Below are 18,922 nucleotides of genomic sequence, written 5' to 3'. Positions count from 1 at the left end.
CGCTGCCTGAACGCGGAGGCCGTCGCGGGCCAGTAGTACGCCCGCCTCACATGTACATCCGGCACCAGCCGAATTAGTGGAAGGACCGCCATCATGGCGAAGCTGTCTCAGGAAGACCTGCTCGCGCAGTTCGAGGAGATGACCCTCATCGAGCTCTCCGAGTTCGTGAAGGCGTTCGAGGAGAAGTTCGACGTCACCGCCGCTGCGGCCGCCCCGGTCGTCATGGCCGGCGGTGCCGCTGGTGGCGCCGCCGCCGAGGCCGTCGAGGAGAAGGACGAGTTCGACGTCATCCTCACCGGTGCCGGCGACAAGAAGATCCAGGTCATCAAGGTCGTGCGTGAGCTGACCTCCCTGGGTCTGAAGGAGGCCAAGGACCTCGTGGACGGCGCCCCGAAGCCCGTCCTCGAGAAGGTCGCCAAGGACGCCGCCGAGAAGGCCGCCGAGTCCCTCAAGGGCGCCGGCGCCTCCGTCGAGGTCAAGTAAGACCTTCCGGATCCGTCAGGATCCCCTACACGTCCCGCTGGGCGTGTAACGCGTGAGCGCGGAAGAGCGATCATCCATCCGGGTGGTCGCTCTTCCGCGTTCCAGGGGTGCGGCGACGGTTGCCTTGCAGCCTCTGTGGCGGGGGGTAAGGTGATCTTCGTCGTGTCTCCGGGCGGCCCCGGTTGGGGGGCAGGGGGGCCTTGACGAACGGCACGCAGCGCGCAATTCTCAGGACGCGTCGTCACAAGGATCCAATCCGAGGCATGGATCGACGACGAAGAGGGCAGTATCAACGTGCGTTGAGGGCAGCGCCTTGTCGCAGGAGTGGAACAACGAGGGTGAACACGGGTCTGACAACCCGGACTGGACATCAGTGTGCCAAGTGGCTACACTGACCCTTTGCGCTGCCTGTTAGCTGTCCCCTGCCCGTCACCAGGGGTCTGCCCTCGCCCGAGCATCGATGACAAGACATGCCTGACCTGGCCTTTCGGCCCTGTGGGCACAGCTTGTCTCCGTGTACGGGAGAGGGGCCGGTACGCGCGTAGTGAGTCCGAGCCCTCGGAAGGACCCCCTCTTGGCCGCCTCGCGCAACGCCTCGACCGCGAATACGAACAACGCCGCCAGCACTGCCCCGCTGCGCATCTCTTTTGCAAAGATCAAGGAGCCTCTCGAGGTTCCGAACCTGCTCGCGCTGCAGACCGAGAGCTTCGACTGGCTGCTCGGCAACACCGCCTGGCAGAGTCGGGTCGAGGAGGCTCTCGAGAACGGTCAGGACGTCCCCACCAAGTCCGGGCTCGAGGAGATCTTCGAGGAGATCTCCCCGATCGAGGACTTCAGCGGGTCGATGTCGCTGACCTTCCGCGACCACCGCTTCGAGCCGCCGAAGAACTCCATCGACGAGTGCAAGGAGCGCGACTTCACGTACGCGGCCCCGCTCTTCGTCACCGCTGAGTTCACCAACAACGAGACCGGCGAGATCAAGTCCCAGACGGTCTTCATGGGCGACTTCCCGCTCATGACGAACAAGGGCACCTTCGTCATCAACGGCACCGAGCGTGTCGTGGTGTCGCAGCTCGTCCGTTCGCCCGGTGTCTACTTCGACTCCTCCATCGACAAGACGTCCGACAAGGACATCTTCTCCGCCAAGATCATCCCGTCCCGGGGTGCCTGGCTGGAGATGGAGATCGACAAGCGCGACATGGTCGGTGTGCGCATCGACCGCAAGCGCAAGCAGTCCGTCACCGTCCTGCTCAAGGCGCTCGGCTGGACCACCGAGCAGATCCTCGAGGAGTTCGGCGAGTACGAGTCCATGCGCGCCACCCTGGAGAAGGACCACACCCAGGGCCAGGACGACGCGCTGCTCGACATCTACCGCAAGCTGCGTCCGGGCGAGCCCCCCACGCGTGAGGCCGCGCAGACGCTGCTGGAGAACCTCTACTTCAACCCCAAGCGCTACGACCTGGCCAAGGTCGGCCGCTACAAGGTCAACAAGAAGCTGGGTGCGGACGCTCCGCTGGACGCGGGCATCCTGACCGTCGAGGACATCATCTCGACGATCAAGTACCTGGTGAAGCTGCACGCGGGCGAGACCGAGACGGTCGGCGACAGTGGCACCTCGATCGTCGTCGAGACCGACGACATCGACCACTTCGGCAACCGCCGCCTGCGCAGCGTCGGCGAGCTCATCCAGAACCAGGTCCGCACGGGTCTGGCGCGTATGGAGCGTGTCGTCCGCGAGCGGATGACGACCCAGGACGTCGAGGCGATCACGCCGCAGACTCTGATCAACATCCGGCCGGTCGTCGCCTCCATCAAGGAGTTCTTCGGCACCAGCCAGCTGTCGCAGTTCATGGACCAGAACAACCCGCTGTCGGGTCTGACGCACAAGCGGCGTCTTTCCGCGCTCGGCCCGGGTGGTCTGTCCCGTGAGCGGGCCGGCTTCGAGGTCCGTGACGTGCACCCCTCGCACTACGGCCGCATGTGCCCGATCGAGACGCCCGAAGGCCCGAACATCGGTCTGATCGGCTCGCTCGCCTCCTACGGCCGGGTCAACGCGTTCGGTTTCGTCGAGACCCCGTACCGCAAGGTCATCGACGGCCAGGTCACCGACGAGGTCGACTACCTGACCGCCGACGAGGAGGACCGCTTCGTCATCGCGCAGGCCAACGCCACGCTCGGCGACGACATGCGGTTCGCCGAGGCCCGCGTGCTGGTCCGCCGCAAGGGCGGCGAGGTCGACTACGTCGGCCCCGAGGACGTGGACTACATGGACGTCTCGCCGCGCCAGATGGTGTCGGTCGCGACCGCCATGATCCCCTTCCTCGAGCACGACGACGCCAACCGTGCCCTCATGGGCGCGAACATGATGCGTCAGGCCGTGCCGCTGATTAAGTCCGAGTCCCCGCTCGTCGGCACCGGCATGGAGTACCGCTCCGCGGTCGACGCCGGCGACGTGGTCAAGGCCGAGAAGCCCGGTGTGGTCCAGGAGGTCTCCGCGGACTACATCACCACGGCCAACGACGACGGCACGTACATCACGTACCGCCTGGCCAAGTTCGCCCGCTCCAACCAGGGCACCTCGGTCAACCAGAAGGTCATCGTCAACGAGGGCGACCGGATCATCGAGGGCCAGGTCCTGGCCGACGGTCCGGCCACCCAGAACGGCGAGATGGCGCTGGGCAAGAACCTGCTCGTGGCGTTCATGCCGTGGGAGGGTCACAACTACGAGGACGCGATCATCCTGTCGCAGCGCCTCGTGCAGGACGACGTCCTGTCCTCGATCCACATCGAGGAGCACGAGGTCGACGCCCGTGACACCAAGCTCGGCCCCGAGGAGATCACCCGGGACATCCCGAACGTCTCCGAGGAGGTCCTCGCCGACCTCGACGAGCGCGGCATCATCCGCATCGGTGCCGAGGTCATCGCCGGCGACATCCTCGTCGGCAAGGTGACCCCGAAGGGCGAGACCGAGCTGACCCCCGAGGAGCGCCTGCTGCGCGCGATCTTCGGTGAGAAGGCCCGTGAGGTCCGTGACACCTCGCTGAAGGTGCCGCACGGCGAGACCGGCAAGGTCATCGGCGTCCGCGTCTTCGACCGCGAGGAGGGCGACGAGCTTCCCCCCGGTGTGAACCAGCTGGTGCGCGTCTACGTCGCGCAGAAGCGCAAGATCACCGACGGTGACAAGCTCGCCGGCCGCCACGGCAACAAGGGCGTCATCTCGAAGATCCTGCCGATCGAGGACATGCCGTTCCTGGAGGACGGCACCCCGGTCGACATCATCCTCAACCCGCTGGGTGTGCCGTCCCGAATGAACCCGGGACAGGTCCTGGAGATCCACCTCGGCTGGCTCGCCAGCCGCGGCTGGGACGTCTCCGGCCTCGCGGAGGAGTGGGCCCAGCGCCTCCAGGCGATCGGCGCCGACAAGGTCGAGCCCGGCACCAACGTCGCGACCCCGGTCTTCGACGGCGCCCGTGAGGACGAGCTGGCCGGCCTGCTGAACCACACCATCCCGAACCGGGACGGCGAGCGCATGGTGCTCCCGACCGGCAAGGCGCGCCTGTTCGACGGCCGCTCCGGCGAGCCGTTCCCGGACCCGATCTCGGTCGGGTACATGTACATCCTCAAGCTGCACCACCTGGTCGACGACAAGCTGCACGCCCGCTCGACCGGTCCGTACTCGATGATCACCCAGCAGCCGCTGGGTGGTAAGGCCCAGTTCGGTGGCCAGCGGTTCGGCGAGATGGAGGTGTGGGCCCTCGAGGCCTACGGCGCCGCGTACGCCCTCCAGGAGCTGCTGACCATCAAGTCCGACGACGTCACCGGCCGCGTGAAGGTCTACGAGGCCATCGTCAAGGGCGAGAACATCCCCGAGCCCGGCATCCCCGAGTCCTTCAAGGTGCTCATCAAGGAGATGCAGTCCCTGTGCCTCAACGTGGAGGTGCTGTCCTCGGACGGCATGTCCATCGAGATGCGCGACACCGACGAGGACGTCTTCCGCGCTGCGGAGGAGCTCGGCATCGACCTGTCCCGGCGCGAGCCGAGCAGCGTCGAAGAGGTCTGACGGGAGTCCGGACGGGCTCCGCGTGAGCCCGTCCGGCCCCAGGACCCCCGTATCAGACCAAAGACTTACAACCCTGAGAGGGATTGACGCATAGTGCTCGACGTCAACTTCTTCGACGAGCTCCGGATCGGTCTGGCCACCGCTGACGACATCCGTCAGTGGAGCCACGGCGAGGTCAAGAAGCCCGAGACCATCAACTACCGCACCCTCAAGCCCGAGAAGGACGGACTCTTCTGCGAGAAGATCTTCGGTCCGACCCGGGACTGGGAGTGCTACTGCGGCAAGTACAAGCGCGTCCGCTTCAAGGGCATCATCTGTGAGCGGTGCGGTGTCGAGGTGACCCGCGCCAAGGTGCGCCGTGAGCGGATGGGCCACATCGAGCTCGCCGCCCCCGTCACGCACATCTGGTACTTCAAGGGCGTTCCGTCGCGGCTGGGCTACCTGCTCGACCTCGCCCCGAAGGACCTGGAGAAGGTCATCTACTTCGCGGCGTACATGATCACGTACGTCGACGAGGAGCGCCGCACGCGCGACCTGCCCTCGCTGGAGGCCCACGTCTCCGTCGAGCGCCAGCAGATCGAGCAGCGCCGCGACGCCGACCTGGAGGCCCGCGCCAAGAAGCTCGAGACCGACCTGGCCGAGCTGGAGGCCGAGGGCGCCAAGGCCGACGTGCGCCGCAAGGTGCGCGAGGGTGCCGAGCGCGAGATGAAGCAGCTGCGCGACCGCGCGCAGCGCGAGATCGACCGCCTCGACGAGGTGTGGAACCGGTTCAAGAACCTCAAGGTCCAGGACCTGGAGGGCGACGAGCTGCTCTACCGCGAGCTGCGTGACCGCTTCGGCACGTACTTCGACGGCTCGATGGGTGCCGCGGCGCTGCAGAAGCGCCTGGAGTCCTTCGACCTCGACGAGGAGGCCGAGAAGCTCCGCGAGATCATCCGTACCGGCAAGGGCCAGAAGAAGACCCGTGCGCTCAAGCGCCTGAAGGTCGTCTCCGCGTTCCTGCAGACCAGCAACAGCCCCAAGGGCATGGTGCTGGACTGCGTGCCGGTCATCCCGCCGGACCTGCGTCCGATGGTGCAGCTGGACGGTGGCCGCTTCGCGACCTCCGACCTGAACGACCTGTACCGCCGTGTGATCAACCGCAACAACCGCCTGAAGCGGCTTCTCGACCTCGGCGCGCCCGAGATCATCGTGAACAACGAGAAGCGCATGCTCCAGGAGGCCGTGGACGCGCTGTTCGACAACGGCCGTCGCGGCCGCCCGGTCACGGGCCCCGGCAACCGTCCGCTGAAGTCCCTCAGCGACATGCTGAAGGGCAAGCAGGGCCGCTTCCGTCAGAACCTGCTCGGCAAGCGTGTGGACTACTCCGCGCGTTCCGTGATCGTCGTCGGTCCGCAGCTGAAGCTGCACCAGTGCGGTCTGCCGAAGGCGATGGCGCTGGAGCTCTTCAAGCCGTTCGTGATGAAGCGCCTGGTCGACCTGAACCACGCGCAGAACATCAAGAGCGCCAAGCGCATGGTCGAGCGCGGCCGCACGGTCGTGTACGACGTGCTGGAAGAGGTCATCGCGGAGCACCCGGTTCTGCTGAACCGTGCGCCCACGCTGCACCGCCTCGGCATCCAGGCCTTCGAGCCGCAGCTGGTCGAGGGCAAGGCCATCCAGATCCACCCGCTCGTCTGCACCGCGTTCAACGCGGACTTCGACGGTGACCAGATGGCCGTGCACCTGCCGCTGTCCGCGGAGGCGCAGGCCGAGGCCCGCATCCTGATGCTGTCCTCGAACAACATCCTCAAGCCGGCCGACGGCCGCCCGGTGACGATGCCGACCCAGGACATGGTCCTCGGTCTGTTCTTCCTCACCACCGACGGCGAGATGCGCGACCTCAAGGGCGAGGGCCGTTCCTTCGCCTCGGTCGCGGAGGCGATCATGGCCTTCGACGCGGGCGAGCTGTCGCTCCAGTCGAGGATCGACGTCCGCTTCCCGGTCGGCACCATCCCGCCGCGCGGCTGGACCCCGCCGGCGCGCGAGGAGGGTGAGCCCGAGTGGCAGCAGGGTGACAGCTTCCGGCTGAACACCACGCTGGGCCGCGCGCTCTTCAACGAGCTGCTGCCCGAGGACTACCCGTTCGTCGACTACGAGGTCGGCAAGAAGCAGCTCTCCGAGATCGTCAACGACCTCGCCGAGCGCTACCCGAAGGTCATCGTGGCGGCGACGCTCGACAACCTGAAGGCGGCCGGCTTCTACTGGGCCACCCGCTCCGGCGTCACCGTCGCGATCTCCGACGTCGTCGTCCCCGAGGCGAAGAAGGAGATCGTCCGCGGCTACGAGGCGCAGGACGAGAAGGTCCAGAAGCAGTACGAGCGCGGTCTGATCACCAAGGACGAGCGCACGCAGGAGCTCATCGCGATCTGGACCAAGGCGACCAACGAGGTCGCCGAGGCGATGAACGACAACTTCCCGAAGACCAACCCGATCTTCATGATGGTGAACTCGGGTGCACGAGGCAACATGATGCAGATGCGTCAGATCGCCGGTATGCGTGGTCTGGTGTCGAACGCGAAGAACGAGACGATCCCGCGTCCGATCAAGGCGTCGTTCCGTGAGGGCCTGTCCGTGCTGGAGTACTTCATCTCCACGCACGGTGCCCGTAAGGGTCTGGCGGACACCGCTCTGCGTACCGCCGACTCGGGTTACCTCACGCGTCGTCTGGTCGACGTCTCCCAGGACGTCATCATCCGCGAGGAGGACTGCGGCACCGAGCGCGGTCTGCGTCTGAAGATCGCCGACCGGAACGCCGAGGGCACCCTGCTCAAGGCGGAGGACGTCGAGACGTCCGTGTACGCGCGCTGCCTCGCCGAGGACATCGTGGTCGACGGTCAGGTCCTGGCCCCGGCCGGCACCGACCTGGGCGACGTCCTCATCGAGGAGCTCGTCTCCCGCGGCGTCGAGGAGGTCAAGACCCGCTCGGTCCTGACCTGCGAGTCCGCCGTCGGCACCTGCGCGATGTGCTACGGCCGTTCGCTGGCCACCGGCAAGCTGGTCGACATCGGTGAGGCGGTCGGCATCATCGCCGCCCAGTCCATCGGTGAGCCCGGCACCCAGCTGACGATGCGTACCTTCCACACCGGTGGTGTGGCCGGTGACGACATCACCCAGGGTCTGCCGCGTGTCGTCGAGCTCTTCGAGGCCCGTACCCCGAAGGGTGTCGCCCCGATCTCCGAGGCCTCCGGCCGCGTGCGGATCGAGGAGACCGAGAAGACCAAGAAGATCGTCATCACGCCGGACGACGGCAGCGACGAGACGGCCTACCCGATCTCGAAGCGCGCCCGACTCCTGGTCAGCGAGGGCGAGCACGTCGAGGTGGGCCAGAAGCTCACCGTGGGTGCCACCAACCCGCACGACGTGCTGCGCATCCTGGGCCAGCGTGCCGTCCAGGTCCACCTGGTCGGCGAGGTCCAGAAGGTCTACAACTCGCAGGGTGTGTCGATCCACGACAAGCACATCGAGATCATCATCCGGCAGATGCTCCGCCGCGTGACGATCATCGAGTCCGGCGACGCCGAGCTGCTGCCCGGCGAGCTGGTCGAGCGCTCGAAGTTCGAGCACGAGAACCGTCGTGTGGTCCAGGAGGGCGGTCACCCGGCCTCCGGTCGTCCGCAGCTGATGGGTATCACCAAGGCCTCGCTGGCGACGGAATCCTGGCTGTCGGCCGCCTCCTTCCAGGAGACGACCCGAGTCCTGACGGACGCGGCGATCAACGCCAAGTCCGACAGCCTCATCGGCCTCAAGGAGAACGTCATCATCGGTAAGCTCATCCCGGCCGGTACGGGTCTGTCCCGCTACCGCAACATCCGGGTGGAGCCGACCGAGGAGGCCAAGGCCGCGATGTACTCGGCCGTCGGCTACGACGACATCGACTACTCGCCGTTCGGCACGGGCTCCGGCCAGGCCGTTCCGCTGGAGGACTACGACTACGGTCCGTACAACCAGTAAGCGAGCCGCTTGAGCGGGAGGGCGGCCATCCTTCGGGGTGGCCGCCCTTCGGCGTGTCAGCGCCGGTTCTCCACGTGGGCCTGCAAGTGATGGAGGCGGGTGTGAACATCGGGGTGGGAGTCGAGCAGGCGGGTGACCAGCCCTTCATCCGGGGAAGCGGCGCCGAGCACTGTGACCGTCACCCGCCGGGACTCCTCCCGGTCGCACTCCTGACGGAGCACCGTCATCAGCTGGAACGCGAAACCGAGGCCCGCTGCGTGCTCGTCGGCCCGGAGCTCGGACCGTCGGGAGATCGCTGCCATCAGGTACGGCGTGGCCAGGGGCAGGAGAATCATGCCGTAGGTAGCGGTCGCCAGAGCAACCAGGGCTGCGCCGCACACACCGATCACCACGGCCGCGGCACCGGCCGGGAGCCGGCTCAGCAGAGCGATCAGCCGGAGCAGCGCGCGCAAGGCGAGCCGGGCCGGCAGCGCGTACCAAAGGGACAGCAGGGTGGCCCATGCGTGCCCGCGCGTGTGGTGCCCCAGTTCGTGGGCGAGGACGCCGCCCAGCTGTGCCGGCGTCAGCGTTCGCAGCGAGTGGCTGGTCACGCCGACGATATGACCGGCCGCTGCCATGGCGTTGATCTCGTCGCTCTCCTCTATCCACAGCTGGTAGCTGTTCGCATCCACTCCTGCTCGGGCGGTGACCTCGCGCCAGACCGGCCGCAGCCGCTCATGCTCCTCAGGCGTGGGGTAGCGCAGTCCGAACAGCCACAGGGCCAGGAGTCGCTCGCACGGTCGCTGGAAGAACAGGGCGCCGCTGACGACCCAGCTGCCGAGGAGAATCCACCACGGCAGCCCGGTGAGCCGGTCGAAGGTGTACGACACGACGAATATCACGGCGAGACTGGCGGCCCCATGCGGAAGATGAAGAGCCAGTGAGCCGATAGTGGTGATGTCCGCGCCGCGCGAGTGGGCGGCGATGTGGACACGGCCGGTGCGGCGGGGCAGGGCGGTGTCTGGGTCCGGCGAGGAAGAGTCCGGCCGCGGTGTCCCGGACTCATACGGCATGGGCATGAGGGTCCTTCCCGTGCAGTACGGGGCGGTGAGGTCAGGTGAAGAGCATCGATCCGGGCAGCAGGGCCGCCGCAAAGCCGAACGAAATCAGTCCGGTCCGGATCCAGAAGTGCTTGCGGGCGGCGATTCCGCTGGTCTCGGCGAGGGCGAGGAGGAGGCCGCGAAGTGGCTGGCAGCCGGTGTCCGCAAGGGCTGCGGGGAGCAAGCCTCTCCGCGCGGCCTGGTGTACGTCGCCGAAGTAGGTGAGCGGACGGCCAGGCGCCCAACTGCTCGTCCCGTACCGGGGCAGCACGGCCAGCAGGAGCGCGAACAGGGCGACGATCAGGGATGTTGCCCCGGCCCACCACAGCAGGGCGGCGACCATGGGGAGGCGGACGGGACTCCAGCCGCGGTTGGTGAGCAGCGCTGCCAGCATGCCCCCCGAGATGCCGAGCGCGCCCACCAGAACGGTCGCCTTGGCGTCGGCGCGGGCTATCTCGCTGCGAAGGTCTGCCAGCAACTGGCTGCCCGCCCGCATCTCGGGGTCCTCAGACGCGGTCATGAGCCAGGCTCGGGGTCGCCCCCGGGCGGGGCGGACGGGTCCGTGGTCCGCAGAATGGTCTTCATCCGCTCGGCGATGAGTTCATGGGGCTTTGCGAGGTGGTAGTCCTCCAAGCCCTTGCTCTCCAAGGCCTGGTTGATCAGGCTCACCTGGGTGTCCAGCAGCCGGTTCTGACCCGATTGGAGGTGCTCCAGGACGAGCTGGGTCTCGTCCGGGTGTGCCGCCAAGTGCAGGGCGAGGGCTGCGGTGCCGCCCCTGGCCAGGGTGCGTTCGTAGAAGCTGATGCATTCGGCCGTGCGCTCGGCCTCGAACCTCTCCCGGAGAAGAGCCGCCGTGTGCTCCGGTTTCGCGGCCTCCGCCTCGTGTCGGGCAGTACGCAGGCGGGCCTGATGGGAGCGCTCGGTGGCGTCCCGGCGCAATCGTACCGAGCAGGTGACGCGCAGGCCCTGGGTCCGTCCGAGCCACGTTGACTCTTGCACGGCTCGCTGCACGGCCCGCTCCGCTTCGGCGCTCGCGTCGATGGGGTGAATACGGCCGGCCTCTCGCATTACGGGCAGGAGTTCGCGCGTGAGCAGGCCGGGCACGTCACGCTCCTGACTGCGGACGAACACCGCCGGATGCGCCACTCGCCAGCCGACGTCGGCCGTGACCTCGAACTCGAAGCTGTCAACCTGGCTGGGCAACGGCACGTTCAGCTGGAAGGCATGCGGGTCGGTGCTCACCTCGTACACCGCGACGAAGCGCCGCACGGACGTGGGACGGTCGGGCGGCAGGAAGGTCTCGTACGCACCCCTCCGCGTCACGCAGACGAGGGCGTGGTCGATGCGCCCTGTGAACCGCCGCCCACCGATGTGGAAGCGTGGCAGCTGCCAGACCGTGCGGACCGGGTCGGAGTCGGTGTGCGGGGCGGTGGGATGGAGTGGCTGCTGCTGGAACCAGTCCAATTCCTCCCGTTGCTCGTGTTCCGTGTGTTCCATGGTTCGGCCTCCGGAAGCGGGTCAGTCGAGGGAGAGGTGTTTGCTCAGCCGTACGGCGGCCGGCGAATGAGACCTCCTGGACTCGGTGTCGAGCAGGTGGCTGACGCGCCGGCGGTTGGTGGGTGTGGTGATGAGGGCGCCGAGCAGTGAGGCGAGGGCCGACTCTGTTTCGGGGTCGTTGTCGGCTCCGCGCACCCAGCTGCGCAGCACGCCGAGGGCCGTCCGATTGTGCGTGCGGTCGGTCAGCAGTGCGTCCCAGAACGCGACCAGGTGCCGGGCGGTTGCCAGGTCCTCGCCTGCCGCGGCCCGGGCATACCAGTCGAGGACGGGTGGGCGGTCGCTGTCGTCGCCGTTCGTCTGCCTGCACGCCTGGAGGAAAGCCAGCAAAGCGTGGGGGCGGACCAAGCGGTCCGTGGTGAGCAGCTCGGACAGTGCCGTCAGCACGGGTTCCCGCACGGCGAGGAGCAGAAGTTCGACAGCGTCGGCGAGTTGCCGGGCCTCCTCTGGGACCTCATCGTCTTCGGCGCTTAACTCGTTCTCGCCAGCGGGTGGCGGCCGGTGCATGGCGTCCACCAGGGCCGCCAAGGTCTTCTCGTGGTGCACCGGACCCAGGAGGCCATAGGCGCGGATGGCCGTCCAGCGGCGGCTCTCAACCTCGCCGGTGCACCAGTCGTGCAGGATTCGGGAGATGGCCGGCACGTCCAGGAGCTCGGTCATAGTGAGGGCGTTGGCCGCGGTCAGCCAGGTGTGCGGCTGACGACCGTCCGCCCAGGGCTCGATGAGATGGGCCATGGTGGATGACAGGTCGGCTCTGGCGAGCAGCGCGGCAGCCGACGCCGCCCGGGTCCGCACCAGCGGGCGACGGTCGTCGGCCAGCTTGCGGATCCATTCCCCGAGGGCCGGACGGGCTGACGGGTGGAGGTTCCACACCTCCTCCAGCAGCAGCAGAGCTGTCCGCTCGTCCCGGAAGCGGGCACAGAATCTGTCCTTCAGGGGACCCCACTCGGTGACCTCAGTGGTTACGTATCCGTCGGCGTGCGCGAGCCGAAGCCGGTCCTCCTGGGAGCTGCCGAAGACGGGGATTCGGGGCGGGACATTCGGTTCCTGCAGGGTGTGCAGGCGCACGAAGAGGCTGTCGGACAGTTCGGCGGTCACTGCGTACGGCGCCTTATCGAACACCGCGAGCGAAATGAGGAACGCCTTGTCGTGAAGCTCAGGTTTCGCGTCGGTGAGCCAGCGGGACACCTGGGTCCGCACCGCCGTCTCACCCCAGGCTGCGAGTTCGGCCTCGTCGATGTCGCCGCGATGATGTGCGATCAGCTGCAGCGCGAACTGCTTGATTTCCTGTGGCCGGTGGTGACGGGTGAGGAACTCCTCCACCGCCGTCAGAGCCAGCAGGCCGGGCCAGACGGCTTCACCGGTGGCAGGTGTGACGTGGGCATGCAGCACGTCCTCGGCAGACGGCGGCTCCCACCGTACGGACGCGATGCCACCGAGTGACGCCGAGGGCTCGACGGTGATCACCAGATGCGCCCGGCTGCGTTGCAGTTGCTCGCGCAGAGCCAGAACCTCGGCCTCGACCAGTGGGCGGTTCCGGCTGACGACCAGATCGCACAGTACGTATCCCGCAGGGGTGTCCACCTGGTCGGACAAAGCCGGGAACGACGCGGGGGGAATCAGGGAGCGCACGCTGCCGCATCCAAGTCGGCGCAGCAACATCAGGGCGGCGGAACGGCGGCCAGTCTCACGTCCGCCGCACAGGATGACCAACCGTTCGTCCTTCAGCCGGTCTAGGGCCTGGTCGAAGCTGACGCAGCTCTGAAAGACGCGCTCAAGTTCGTCGATCTCCGCCTGCGGGACCGGTCCGGACAGAGTGGGCGGTGGCTCCGCCCTGGCGCCCAGGTGAAAGTGCTGGTCTCCGTAGTGGTAGCCGCCCGTCTGGCCGAACTGGTCACGGGCGACGAGGGTGGAAACGAAGTCCGGGCCGTGCGCGATCAGGTCCCGGCGAGCGGCCCACGCCTCCTGCCTCGGCTGTTCCTCGCCAGTCTCCTCCTGCTTCTTCTCGCCGTCCTGCACCTGTTCCTCGGACGCTTTCGGCGCGCCGGCGTCCGGGCTCATCGGCGCTCGTCCCGCGCACGGCCGGTGAAGTCGAAGTACTGGCCGCCGTGCAGTGTGCCGCCCGTCTGACCGTACTGATCGCCCTGGATGTGCACCGAGCCCGGCAGAGGAGCGGTCGCGTCCGTGCCCGGGGGCGAGGGCTCGGGCGAGCCCAGCGTTCCTGGCTTCCCGTGCACCCACGCCACCGTGGGCCCTTCCTTCGTCTCCACCGTCACGCGGTGGAACTCCTCGGGCCGCACTCCCAGCGGGCCGTGCCGTACCACGCCCCTGTAGACGTCCTCCGATACGCACAGGATGCAGTCGGCATCACGCTGTTTCAGCGCATCGCGCAGAGCGTCGGAGTTCAGGAGGCGGACCGCATGGTTGAGGTCCGAGCCGACCCAGCCGTCGAGTTCGTCTACGGCGACGTAGCCGGAGGACAGGACGATGCGCAGACGCATGCGGGCGCTGGTGGCGAGGAGGCGGTTCTTGCTGTGGAGGAGGGCGGGCGTCTCGGTCAGCAGGGTTTTCACCAGAACCGGTACCGGCGTCGCAGTGTCGATGAGCTCCATCACGGAGTCGCCGCGGTCGGCGCGCAGCCGGGCTGTCTCATCGACCGCGGCGGTCAGCAGCGTCGTGTCGACGACGTCGTAGAGGACCCGGCGCAGGAATGCCTGTTCCACGTTGTCGCGTGAGCCGTACTGCTCGATGTCGAAGAGGAGGATCGTGCGGTACACGGGGTCGGTCATGGCTGCCTCTCGCACGTCGGGTTCGTCGGACAGCACGATGACGGCCCACGAACCAGTGACAGAGCGCCGATGGCACGGACGAACTGTGACCGTGTGCACAGACGGGAGCGTCTGGCCGTGCCTTGGGCCGACTCAGGCCGAGCCCTCACCGACGATGCGACGCAGCACGTCGGGCCGCAGGACGACGATCCGGCGCCGACGGGTGGCGACGACCTGCCGGTCACGCAGCTCTTTGAGGAGCCGGGCTACCGCCTCGCGCGAGGAGCCGACCGAACCGGCGAACTCATGCTGGCTGAGCCCGATGGTCAGTTCGATGCCTTCCTCCGTCCGGCTGCCGTGGCTGCGAACCAGTTCGAGCAGGAGAGTGGCCAACCGCTCCCGCACGGTGAGGGCCGCCCATTCCAGTCGACGCCGGTCGGTCGATCGCTGCCGATCCGTGGACAGACTCAGCAGGTGCAACGCCACCCGGGGATTGGCCGAGACGAAGACGGTGAACCGACTCTGGTCGATCACGACCGCCTCCACCGGCTCCAGAGCCGTCACCGTCGCCGAACGACCCCGTCCGCTGAGCGCGGCGCCTTCCCCAATGATGTCGCCGGGACCGCGCAGGGCGAGCAAAGCCTCATAACCGTTGGCGGCGATGGCCGTGACCTTGGTCCAGCCGCGTAGCAACAGCAGGACATGGGCCGAAGGCTCGTCCTGGTGGAGGATGACGCCTCGTGCCGGGTACGTAAGAGGGCGCCCGATGGCGAGCAGCGCCGCCCGATCCTGCCTCTCCAACCGGGCCAGGAAGGGGACACTGTCCTCGTCCCACGGTCGCGCCTGCCCCCCGGTCATCCGCTTGACCCCCGCGTCACCTGTGCTGATGCCTGCCCGTACTCGCGTCAACGTACTCGAGATGACCATGGAGGCAACGGCCACAACCGGCCGTCCGGCCGACACGCCGTGGTCGGTGGGGACGCACCGGTGCCGGGAACCGGGTGTTGGGCGCATCATGGAAGCACTTGGGCCTCCGGGGAGGTGCTCCGTGTCGCAGTCGCACTATCCGGCCTGGCAGCCCTGGCAGGGCGCCGGCGGGCCGTCCATGCTCGCCTCGCACGCCGACCGGGAGCGGGCCGTGGACGTGCTCAGAGCCGGGTACGGCGAGGGGCGCATGGACCGCGAGGAGTTCGACAAGCGGGTCGCGCGGGCGTACGCGGCGCGCACGGTGGGGGAGCTGGCGCTGCTCGTCGCCGATCTGCCGCAGGGGCCGCTGGCGCAGCCGGCGGGCGTCCTGCCGGTGCCGCGCACGTTCGGGTCCGTGCCGCGGCCGCAGACGAACGGGAAGGCGGTCGCGGCCGGTGTGTGCGGGCTGCTGTGCGTGCCCACCATGGGGCTGACCGGCATCCCGGCCGTCGTGCTGGGGCACGTGGCGCGGGCCGAGATCCGCACCCGCGGGGAGCTGGGGGACGGGCTGGCGCTGACCGGGATCGTGCTGGGGTGGTTGTCCACCGCCGGCTGGGCACTCGTCCTGGTGTTGCTGACGGTGGCGTCCGTCCTGGCGTCGTGAGCGGGGCCGTGGAGCGGGCGTACGCCGTCGAAACGAAGATCCACAACGGCCGAGGGTCTTGACATGCTCCGCGTGGTGATGCGGGCGGTGCCCATTTGTTTTGACCGCAGCGAATGCGATAGGTACGCTCAGACCTTGTGCCTGGGGTGTGCCCTGGCTCTCGTGCGTGCCATCAACCGCACAGCGAGCTGACACCGGCCACCGCAATCTGCGCTTAATTCTGCCTGGCGGCGGGAGTCCGCGGGATTCGACACACCCGACCGCGTGGGTCGGAGATGTCCCAGGTTAGCTTCACCAATCGGCACACAGAAACCGGAGAAGTAGTGCCTACGATCCAGCAGCTGGTCCGCAAGGGCCGGCAGGACAAGGTCGAGAAGAACAAGACGCCCGCACTCGAGGGTTCTCCTCAGCGCCGCGGCGTCTGCACGCGTGTGTTCACGACCACCCCGAAGAAGCCGAACTCGGCCCTGCGTAAGGTCGCGCGTGTGCGTCTGACCAGCGGGATCGAGGTCACCGCTTACATTCCGGGTGAGGGACACAACCTGCAGGAGCACTCCATCGTGCTCGTGCGCGGCGGCCGTGTGAAGGACCTGCCGGGTGTTCGCTACAAGATCATCCGTGGTTCGCTCGACACCCAGGGTGTCAAGAACCGCAAGCAGGCCCGCAGCCGCTACGGCGCCAAGAAGGAGAAGTAAGAATGCCTCGTAAGGGCCCCGCCCCGAAGCGTCCGGTCATCATCGACCCGGTCTACGGCTCTCCTCTGGTGACCTCCCTGATCAACAAGGTGCTGCTGAACGGCAAGCGCTCCACCGCCGAGCGCATCGTCTACGGTGCCATGGAGGGTCTGCGCGAGAAGACCGGCAACGACCCGGTCATCACCCTCAAGCGCGCTCTCGAGAACATCAAGCCGACCCTCGAGGTCAAGTCCCGCCGCGTCGGTGGCGCCACCTACCAGGTCCCGGTCGAGGTCAAGCCCGGCCGTGCCAACACCCTGGCGCTGCGCTGGCTGGTCGGTTACTCCCGCGCCCGTCGCGAGAAGACCATGACCGAGCGTCTGCTCAACGAGCTCCTCGACGCCAGCAACGGCCTCGGCGCCGCTGTGAAGAAGCGCGAGGACACGCACAAGATGGCCGAGTCCAACAAGGCCTTCGCGCACTACCGCTGGTAGTCGCAGACCCCATCGAGACCGAGAGAAGACTGAAGCCTTATGGCTACCACTTCGCTTGACCTGGCCAGGGTCCGCAACATCGGGATCATGGCCCACATCGACGCGGGCAAGACGACCACCACCGAGCGGATCCTGTTCTACACCGGCGTTTCGTACAAGATCGGTGAGGTCCACGACGGCGCTGCCACCATGGACTGGATGGAGCAGGAGCAGGAGCGTGGCATCACGATCACCTCTGCTGCCACCACCTGTCACTGGCCGCTCGAGGGCGACGACTACACCATCAACATCATCGACACCCCGGGTCACGTCGACTTCACCGTCGAGGTGGAGCGCTCCCTGCGCGTGCTCGACGGTGCCGTGACGGTGTTCGACGGCGTCGCCGGTGTCGAGCCGCAGTCCGAGACGGTGTGGCGCCAGGCCGACCGTTACGGCGTGCCGCGCATCTGCTTCGTCAACAAGCTGGACCGTACCGGCGCCGAGTTCCACCGCTGCGTGGACATGATCTCGGACCGCCTGGGCGCGCAGCCGCTGGTCATGCAGCTGCCGATCGGTGCGGAGGCGGACTTCAAGGGCGTCATCGACCTCGTGACGATGAAGGCCCTGGTCTGGTCGGCCGAGGCGACCAAGGGCGAGATGTACGACACCGTCGACATCCCGGACACCCACGCCGAGGCTGCCGAGGAGTACCGCGGCAAGCTGCTCGAGGCCGTCGCCGAGAACGACGAAGAGCTGATGGAGCTGTACCTGGAGGGCACCGAGCCCACCGTGGAGCAGCTCTACGCCGCGATCCGTCGCATCACCATCGCGTCCGGCAAGGGCGGCGGCACCACCGTCACCCCCGTGTTCTGCGGCACCGCCTTCAAGAACAAGGGCGTCCAGCCCCTGCTCGACGCGGTCGTGCGCTACCTGCCCACCCCGCTCGACGTCGAGGCCATCGAGGGCCACGACGTCAAGGACCCGGAGCAGGTCATCGCGCGCAAGCCGTCGGACGAGGAGCCCCTCGCCGCGCTCGCGTTCAAGATCATGAGCGACCCGCACCTCGGCAAGCTCACCTTCGTCCGCGTGTACTCCGGCCGTCTGGAGTCCGGCACCCAGGTGCTGAACTCCGTGAAGGGCAAGAAGGAGCGCATCGGCAAGATCTACCGCATGCACGCCAACAAGCGTGAGGAGATCGAGTCGGTGGGCGCCGGCGACATCGTCGCCGTCATGGGCCTGAAGCAGACCACCACCGGTGAGACGCTGTCCGACGACAAGAACCCGGTGATCCTGGAGTCCATGGACTTCCCGGCGCCGGTCATCCAGGTCGCCATCGAGCCCAAGTCGAAGGGCGACCAGGAGAAGCTCGGCGTCGCGATCCAGCGGCTGGCCGAGGAGGACCCGTCCTTCCAGGTCCACTCGGACGAGGAGACCGGCCAGACCATCATCGGCGGTATGGGCGAGCTGCACCTCGAGGTGCTGGTCGACCGCATGCGCCGTGAGTTCAAGGTCGAGGCCAACGTCGGCAAGCCGCAGGTCGCCTACCGCGAGACGATCCGCAAGGCCGTCGAGAAGGTCGAGTTCACCCACAAGAAGCAGACGGGTGGTACCGGCCAGTTCGCTCGCGTCATCATCGCGATCGAGCCGATCGAGGGCGGCGACGCCTCGTACGAGTTCATCAACAAGGTGACCGGTGGCCGTGTGCCGAAGGAGTACATCCCTTCGGTGGACGCCGGTGCGCAGGAGGCCATGCAGTTCGGCATCCTCGCGGGCTACGAGATGACCGGCGTCCGCGTGACGCTGCTCGACGGCGCCTACCACGAGGTGGACTCCTCCGAGCTCGCGTTCAAGATCGCCGGTTCGCAGGCCTTCAAGGAGGCCGCGCGCAAGGCCAGCCCCGTACTGCTCGAGCCGATGATGGCCGTCGAGGTCACCACGCCCGAGGACTACATGGGTGAGGTCATCGGCGACATCAACTCCCGCCGTGGTCAGATTCAGGCCATGGAGGAGCGGGCCGGTGCCCGCGTCGTGAAGGGCCTCGTGCCCCTCTCGGAGATGTTCGGCTACGTCGGCGACCTGCGCAGCAAGACGTCCGGCCGTGCGAGCTACTCCATGCAGTTCGACTCCTACGCCGAGGTTCCGCGGAACGTCGCCGAGGAGATCATCGCGAAGGCCAAGGGCGAGTAACGCACCGCGTCTACACGCCGTAGGCTTGACTCCGGAGCCTTGAGGGGCATTCCGCCGCAATCGTGGTGAGAATGCCCCGAG

General features: G+C 67.5%; 13 protein-coding genes. 7 read left to right on the top strand and 6 right to left on the bottom strand.

Going from position 1 to position 18,922, the window contains the following annotated elements:
* Nucleotides 1-93 precede the first annotated feature (93 nt).
* The 3 genes from rplL to Q5694_RS12460 all read left to right on the top strand — a co-directional run bounded on the left by rplL (nt 94) and on the right by Q5694_RS12460 (nt 8,536).
* Entirely contained in the window at nt 94-483 is a 390-nt protein-coding gene (rplL, locus tag Q5694_RS12470; protein WP_333932851.1) for a 50S ribosomal protein L7/L12, read from the top strand.
* A gap of 574 nt (nt 484-1,057) precedes the next feature.
* Complete coding sequence (gene rpoB, locus Q5694_RS12465) at nt 1,058-4,543, top strand: DNA-directed RNA polymerase subunit beta (protein ID WP_311680347.1); 3,486 nt, start codon at nt 1,058-1,060, stop codon at nt 4,541-4,543.
* Between the two features lie 93 nt (nt 4,544-4,636).
* Complete coding sequence (locus Q5694_RS12460; protein WP_094054442.1) at nt 4,637-8,536, top strand: DNA-directed RNA polymerase subunit beta'; 3,900 nt, start codon at nt 4,637-4,639, stop codon at nt 8,534-8,536.
* A gap of 56 nt (nt 8,537-8,592) precedes the next feature.
* Here Q5694_RS12460 and Q5694_RS12455 read toward each other — a convergent pair whose 3' ends face one another.
* From Q5694_RS12455 to Q5694_RS12430, 6 genes are all read right to left on the bottom strand, one after another.
* Entirely contained in the window at nt 8,593-9,594 is a 1,002-nt protein-coding gene (locus Q5694_RS12455; RefSeq protein WP_443040858.1) for a M48 family metalloprotease, read from the bottom strand.
* Between the two features lie 34 nt (nt 9,595-9,628).
* Nucleotides 9,629-10,135, bottom strand: coding sequence for a Pycsar system effector family protein (locus Q5694_RS12450; protein WP_333932849.1), 507 nt, complete (start codon nt 10,133-10,135; stop codon nt 9,629-9,631).
* Nucleotides 10,132-11,112 carry a hypothetical protein gene (locus tag Q5694_RS12445; RefSeq protein WP_333932848.1) on the bottom strand — a complete coding sequence of 327 codons (981 nt, stop codon included), beginning with the start codon at nt 11,110-11,112 and terminating at the stop codon, nt 10,132-10,134. Before Q5694_RS12445 ends, Q5694_RS12450 begins: the two co-directional genes overlap by 4 nt.
* 21 nt (nt 11,113-11,133) lie before the next feature.
* Nucleotides 11,134-13,230, bottom strand: coding sequence for a hypothetical protein (locus Q5694_RS12440; protein WP_333932847.1), 2,097 nt, complete (start codon nt 13,228-13,230; stop codon nt 11,134-11,136).
* Entirely contained in the window at nt 13,227-13,958 is a 732-nt protein-coding gene (locus Q5694_RS12435) for a hypothetical protein (RefSeq protein ID WP_333932846.1), read from the bottom strand. The genes Q5694_RS12440 and Q5694_RS12435 overlap by 4 nt, the downstream gene beginning before the upstream one ends.
* Nucleotides 13,959-14,090: 132 nt before the next feature.
* Nucleotides 14,091-14,795 (bottom strand): Crp/Fnr family transcriptional regulator, encoded by a 705-nt coding sequence (locus Q5694_RS12430; RefSeq protein WP_333932845.1) that lies wholly within the window; start codon nt 14,793-14,795, stop codon nt 14,091-14,093.
* Between the two features lie 190 nt (nt 14,796-14,985).
* On the opposite strand from Q5694_RS12430, the gene Q5694_RS12425 reads away from it, so the two are divergent.
* The 4 genes from Q5694_RS12425 to fusA all read left to right on the top strand — a co-directional run bounded on the left by Q5694_RS12425 (nt 14,986) and on the right by fusA (nt 18,841).
* The gene (locus tag Q5694_RS12425; protein ID WP_333932843.1) at nt 14,986-15,507 is read left to right on the top strand and encodes a DUF1707 and DUF4190 domain-containing protein; all 522 of its coding nucleotides are present in this window, start codon (nt 14,986-14,988) and stop codon (nt 15,505-15,507) included.
* Between the two features lie 323 nt (nt 15,508-15,830).
* Nucleotides 15,831-16,202 carry a 30S ribosomal protein S12 gene (gene rpsL / locus Q5694_RS12420; protein ID WP_003948652.1) on the top strand — a complete coding sequence of 124 codons (372 nt, stop codon included), beginning with the start codon at nt 15,831-15,833 and terminating at the stop codon, nt 16,200-16,202.
* Between the two features lie 2 nt (nt 16,203-16,204).
* Complete coding sequence (rpsG, locus tag Q5694_RS12415) at nt 16,205-16,675, top strand: 30S ribosomal protein S7 (RefSeq protein WP_003998848.1); 471 nt, start codon at nt 16,205-16,207, stop codon at nt 16,673-16,675.
* Between the two features lie 39 nt (nt 16,676-16,714).
* Nucleotides 16,715-18,841: an elongation factor G gene (gene fusA / locus Q5694_RS12410; protein WP_031118794.1), complete on the top strand. Its 2,127-nt coding sequence runs from the start codon at nt 16,715-16,717 to the stop codon at nt 18,839-18,841.
* The last annotated feature ends 81 nt before the right edge of the window (nt 18,842-18,922 follow it).

It is taken from the genome of Streptomyces sp. AHA2 (genome assembly GCF_036857595.1).
Classification (GTDB): domain Bacteria; phylum Actinomycetota; class Actinomycetes; order Streptomycetales; family Streptomycetaceae; genus Streptomyces.
The sequence above is the reverse complement of the archived record's forward strand: the minus strand, read 5'-3'. Positions and strand labels throughout refer to the sequence as shown.

What these genes read in the sequence shown, in the direction of transcription:
- rplL (WP_333932851.1), top strand. Translation starts at nt 94, where the DNA reads ATGGCGAAGCTGTCTCAGGAAGACCTGCTCGCGCAGTTCGAGGAGATG.
- Q5694_RS12455 (WP_443040858.1), bottom strand. Translation starts at nt 9,594, where the DNA reads ATGCCCATGCCGTATGAGTCCGGGACACCGCGGCCGGACTCTTCCTCG.
- Q5694_RS12450 (WP_333932849.1), bottom strand. Translation starts at nt 10,135, where the DNA reads ATGACCGCGTCTGAGGACCCCGAGATGCGGGCGGGCAGCCAGTTGCTG.
- Q5694_RS12445 (WP_333932848.1), bottom strand. Translation starts at nt 11,112, where the DNA reads ATGGAACACACGGAACACGAGCAACGGGAGGAATTGGACTGGTTCCAG.
- Q5694_RS12440 (WP_333932847.1), bottom strand. Translation starts at nt 13,230, where the DNA reads ATGAGCCCGGACGCCGGCGCGCCGAAAGCGTCCGAGGAACAGGTGCAG.
- Q5694_RS12435 (WP_333932846.1), bottom strand. Translation starts at nt 13,958, where the DNA reads ATGACCGACCCCGTGTACCGCACGATCCTCCTCTTCGACATCGAGCAG.
- Q5694_RS12430 (WP_333932845.1), bottom strand. Translation starts at nt 14,795, where the DNA reads ATGACCGGGGGGCAGGCGCGACCGTGGGACGAGGACAGTGTCCCCTTC.
- rpsG (WP_003998848.1), top strand. Translation starts at nt 16,205, where the DNA reads ATGCCTCGTAAGGGCCCCGCCCCGAAGCGTCCGGTCATCATCGACCCG.
- fusA (WP_031118794.1), top strand. Translation starts at nt 16,715, where the DNA reads ATGGCTACCACTTCGCTTGACCTGGCCAGGGTCCGCAACATCGGGATC.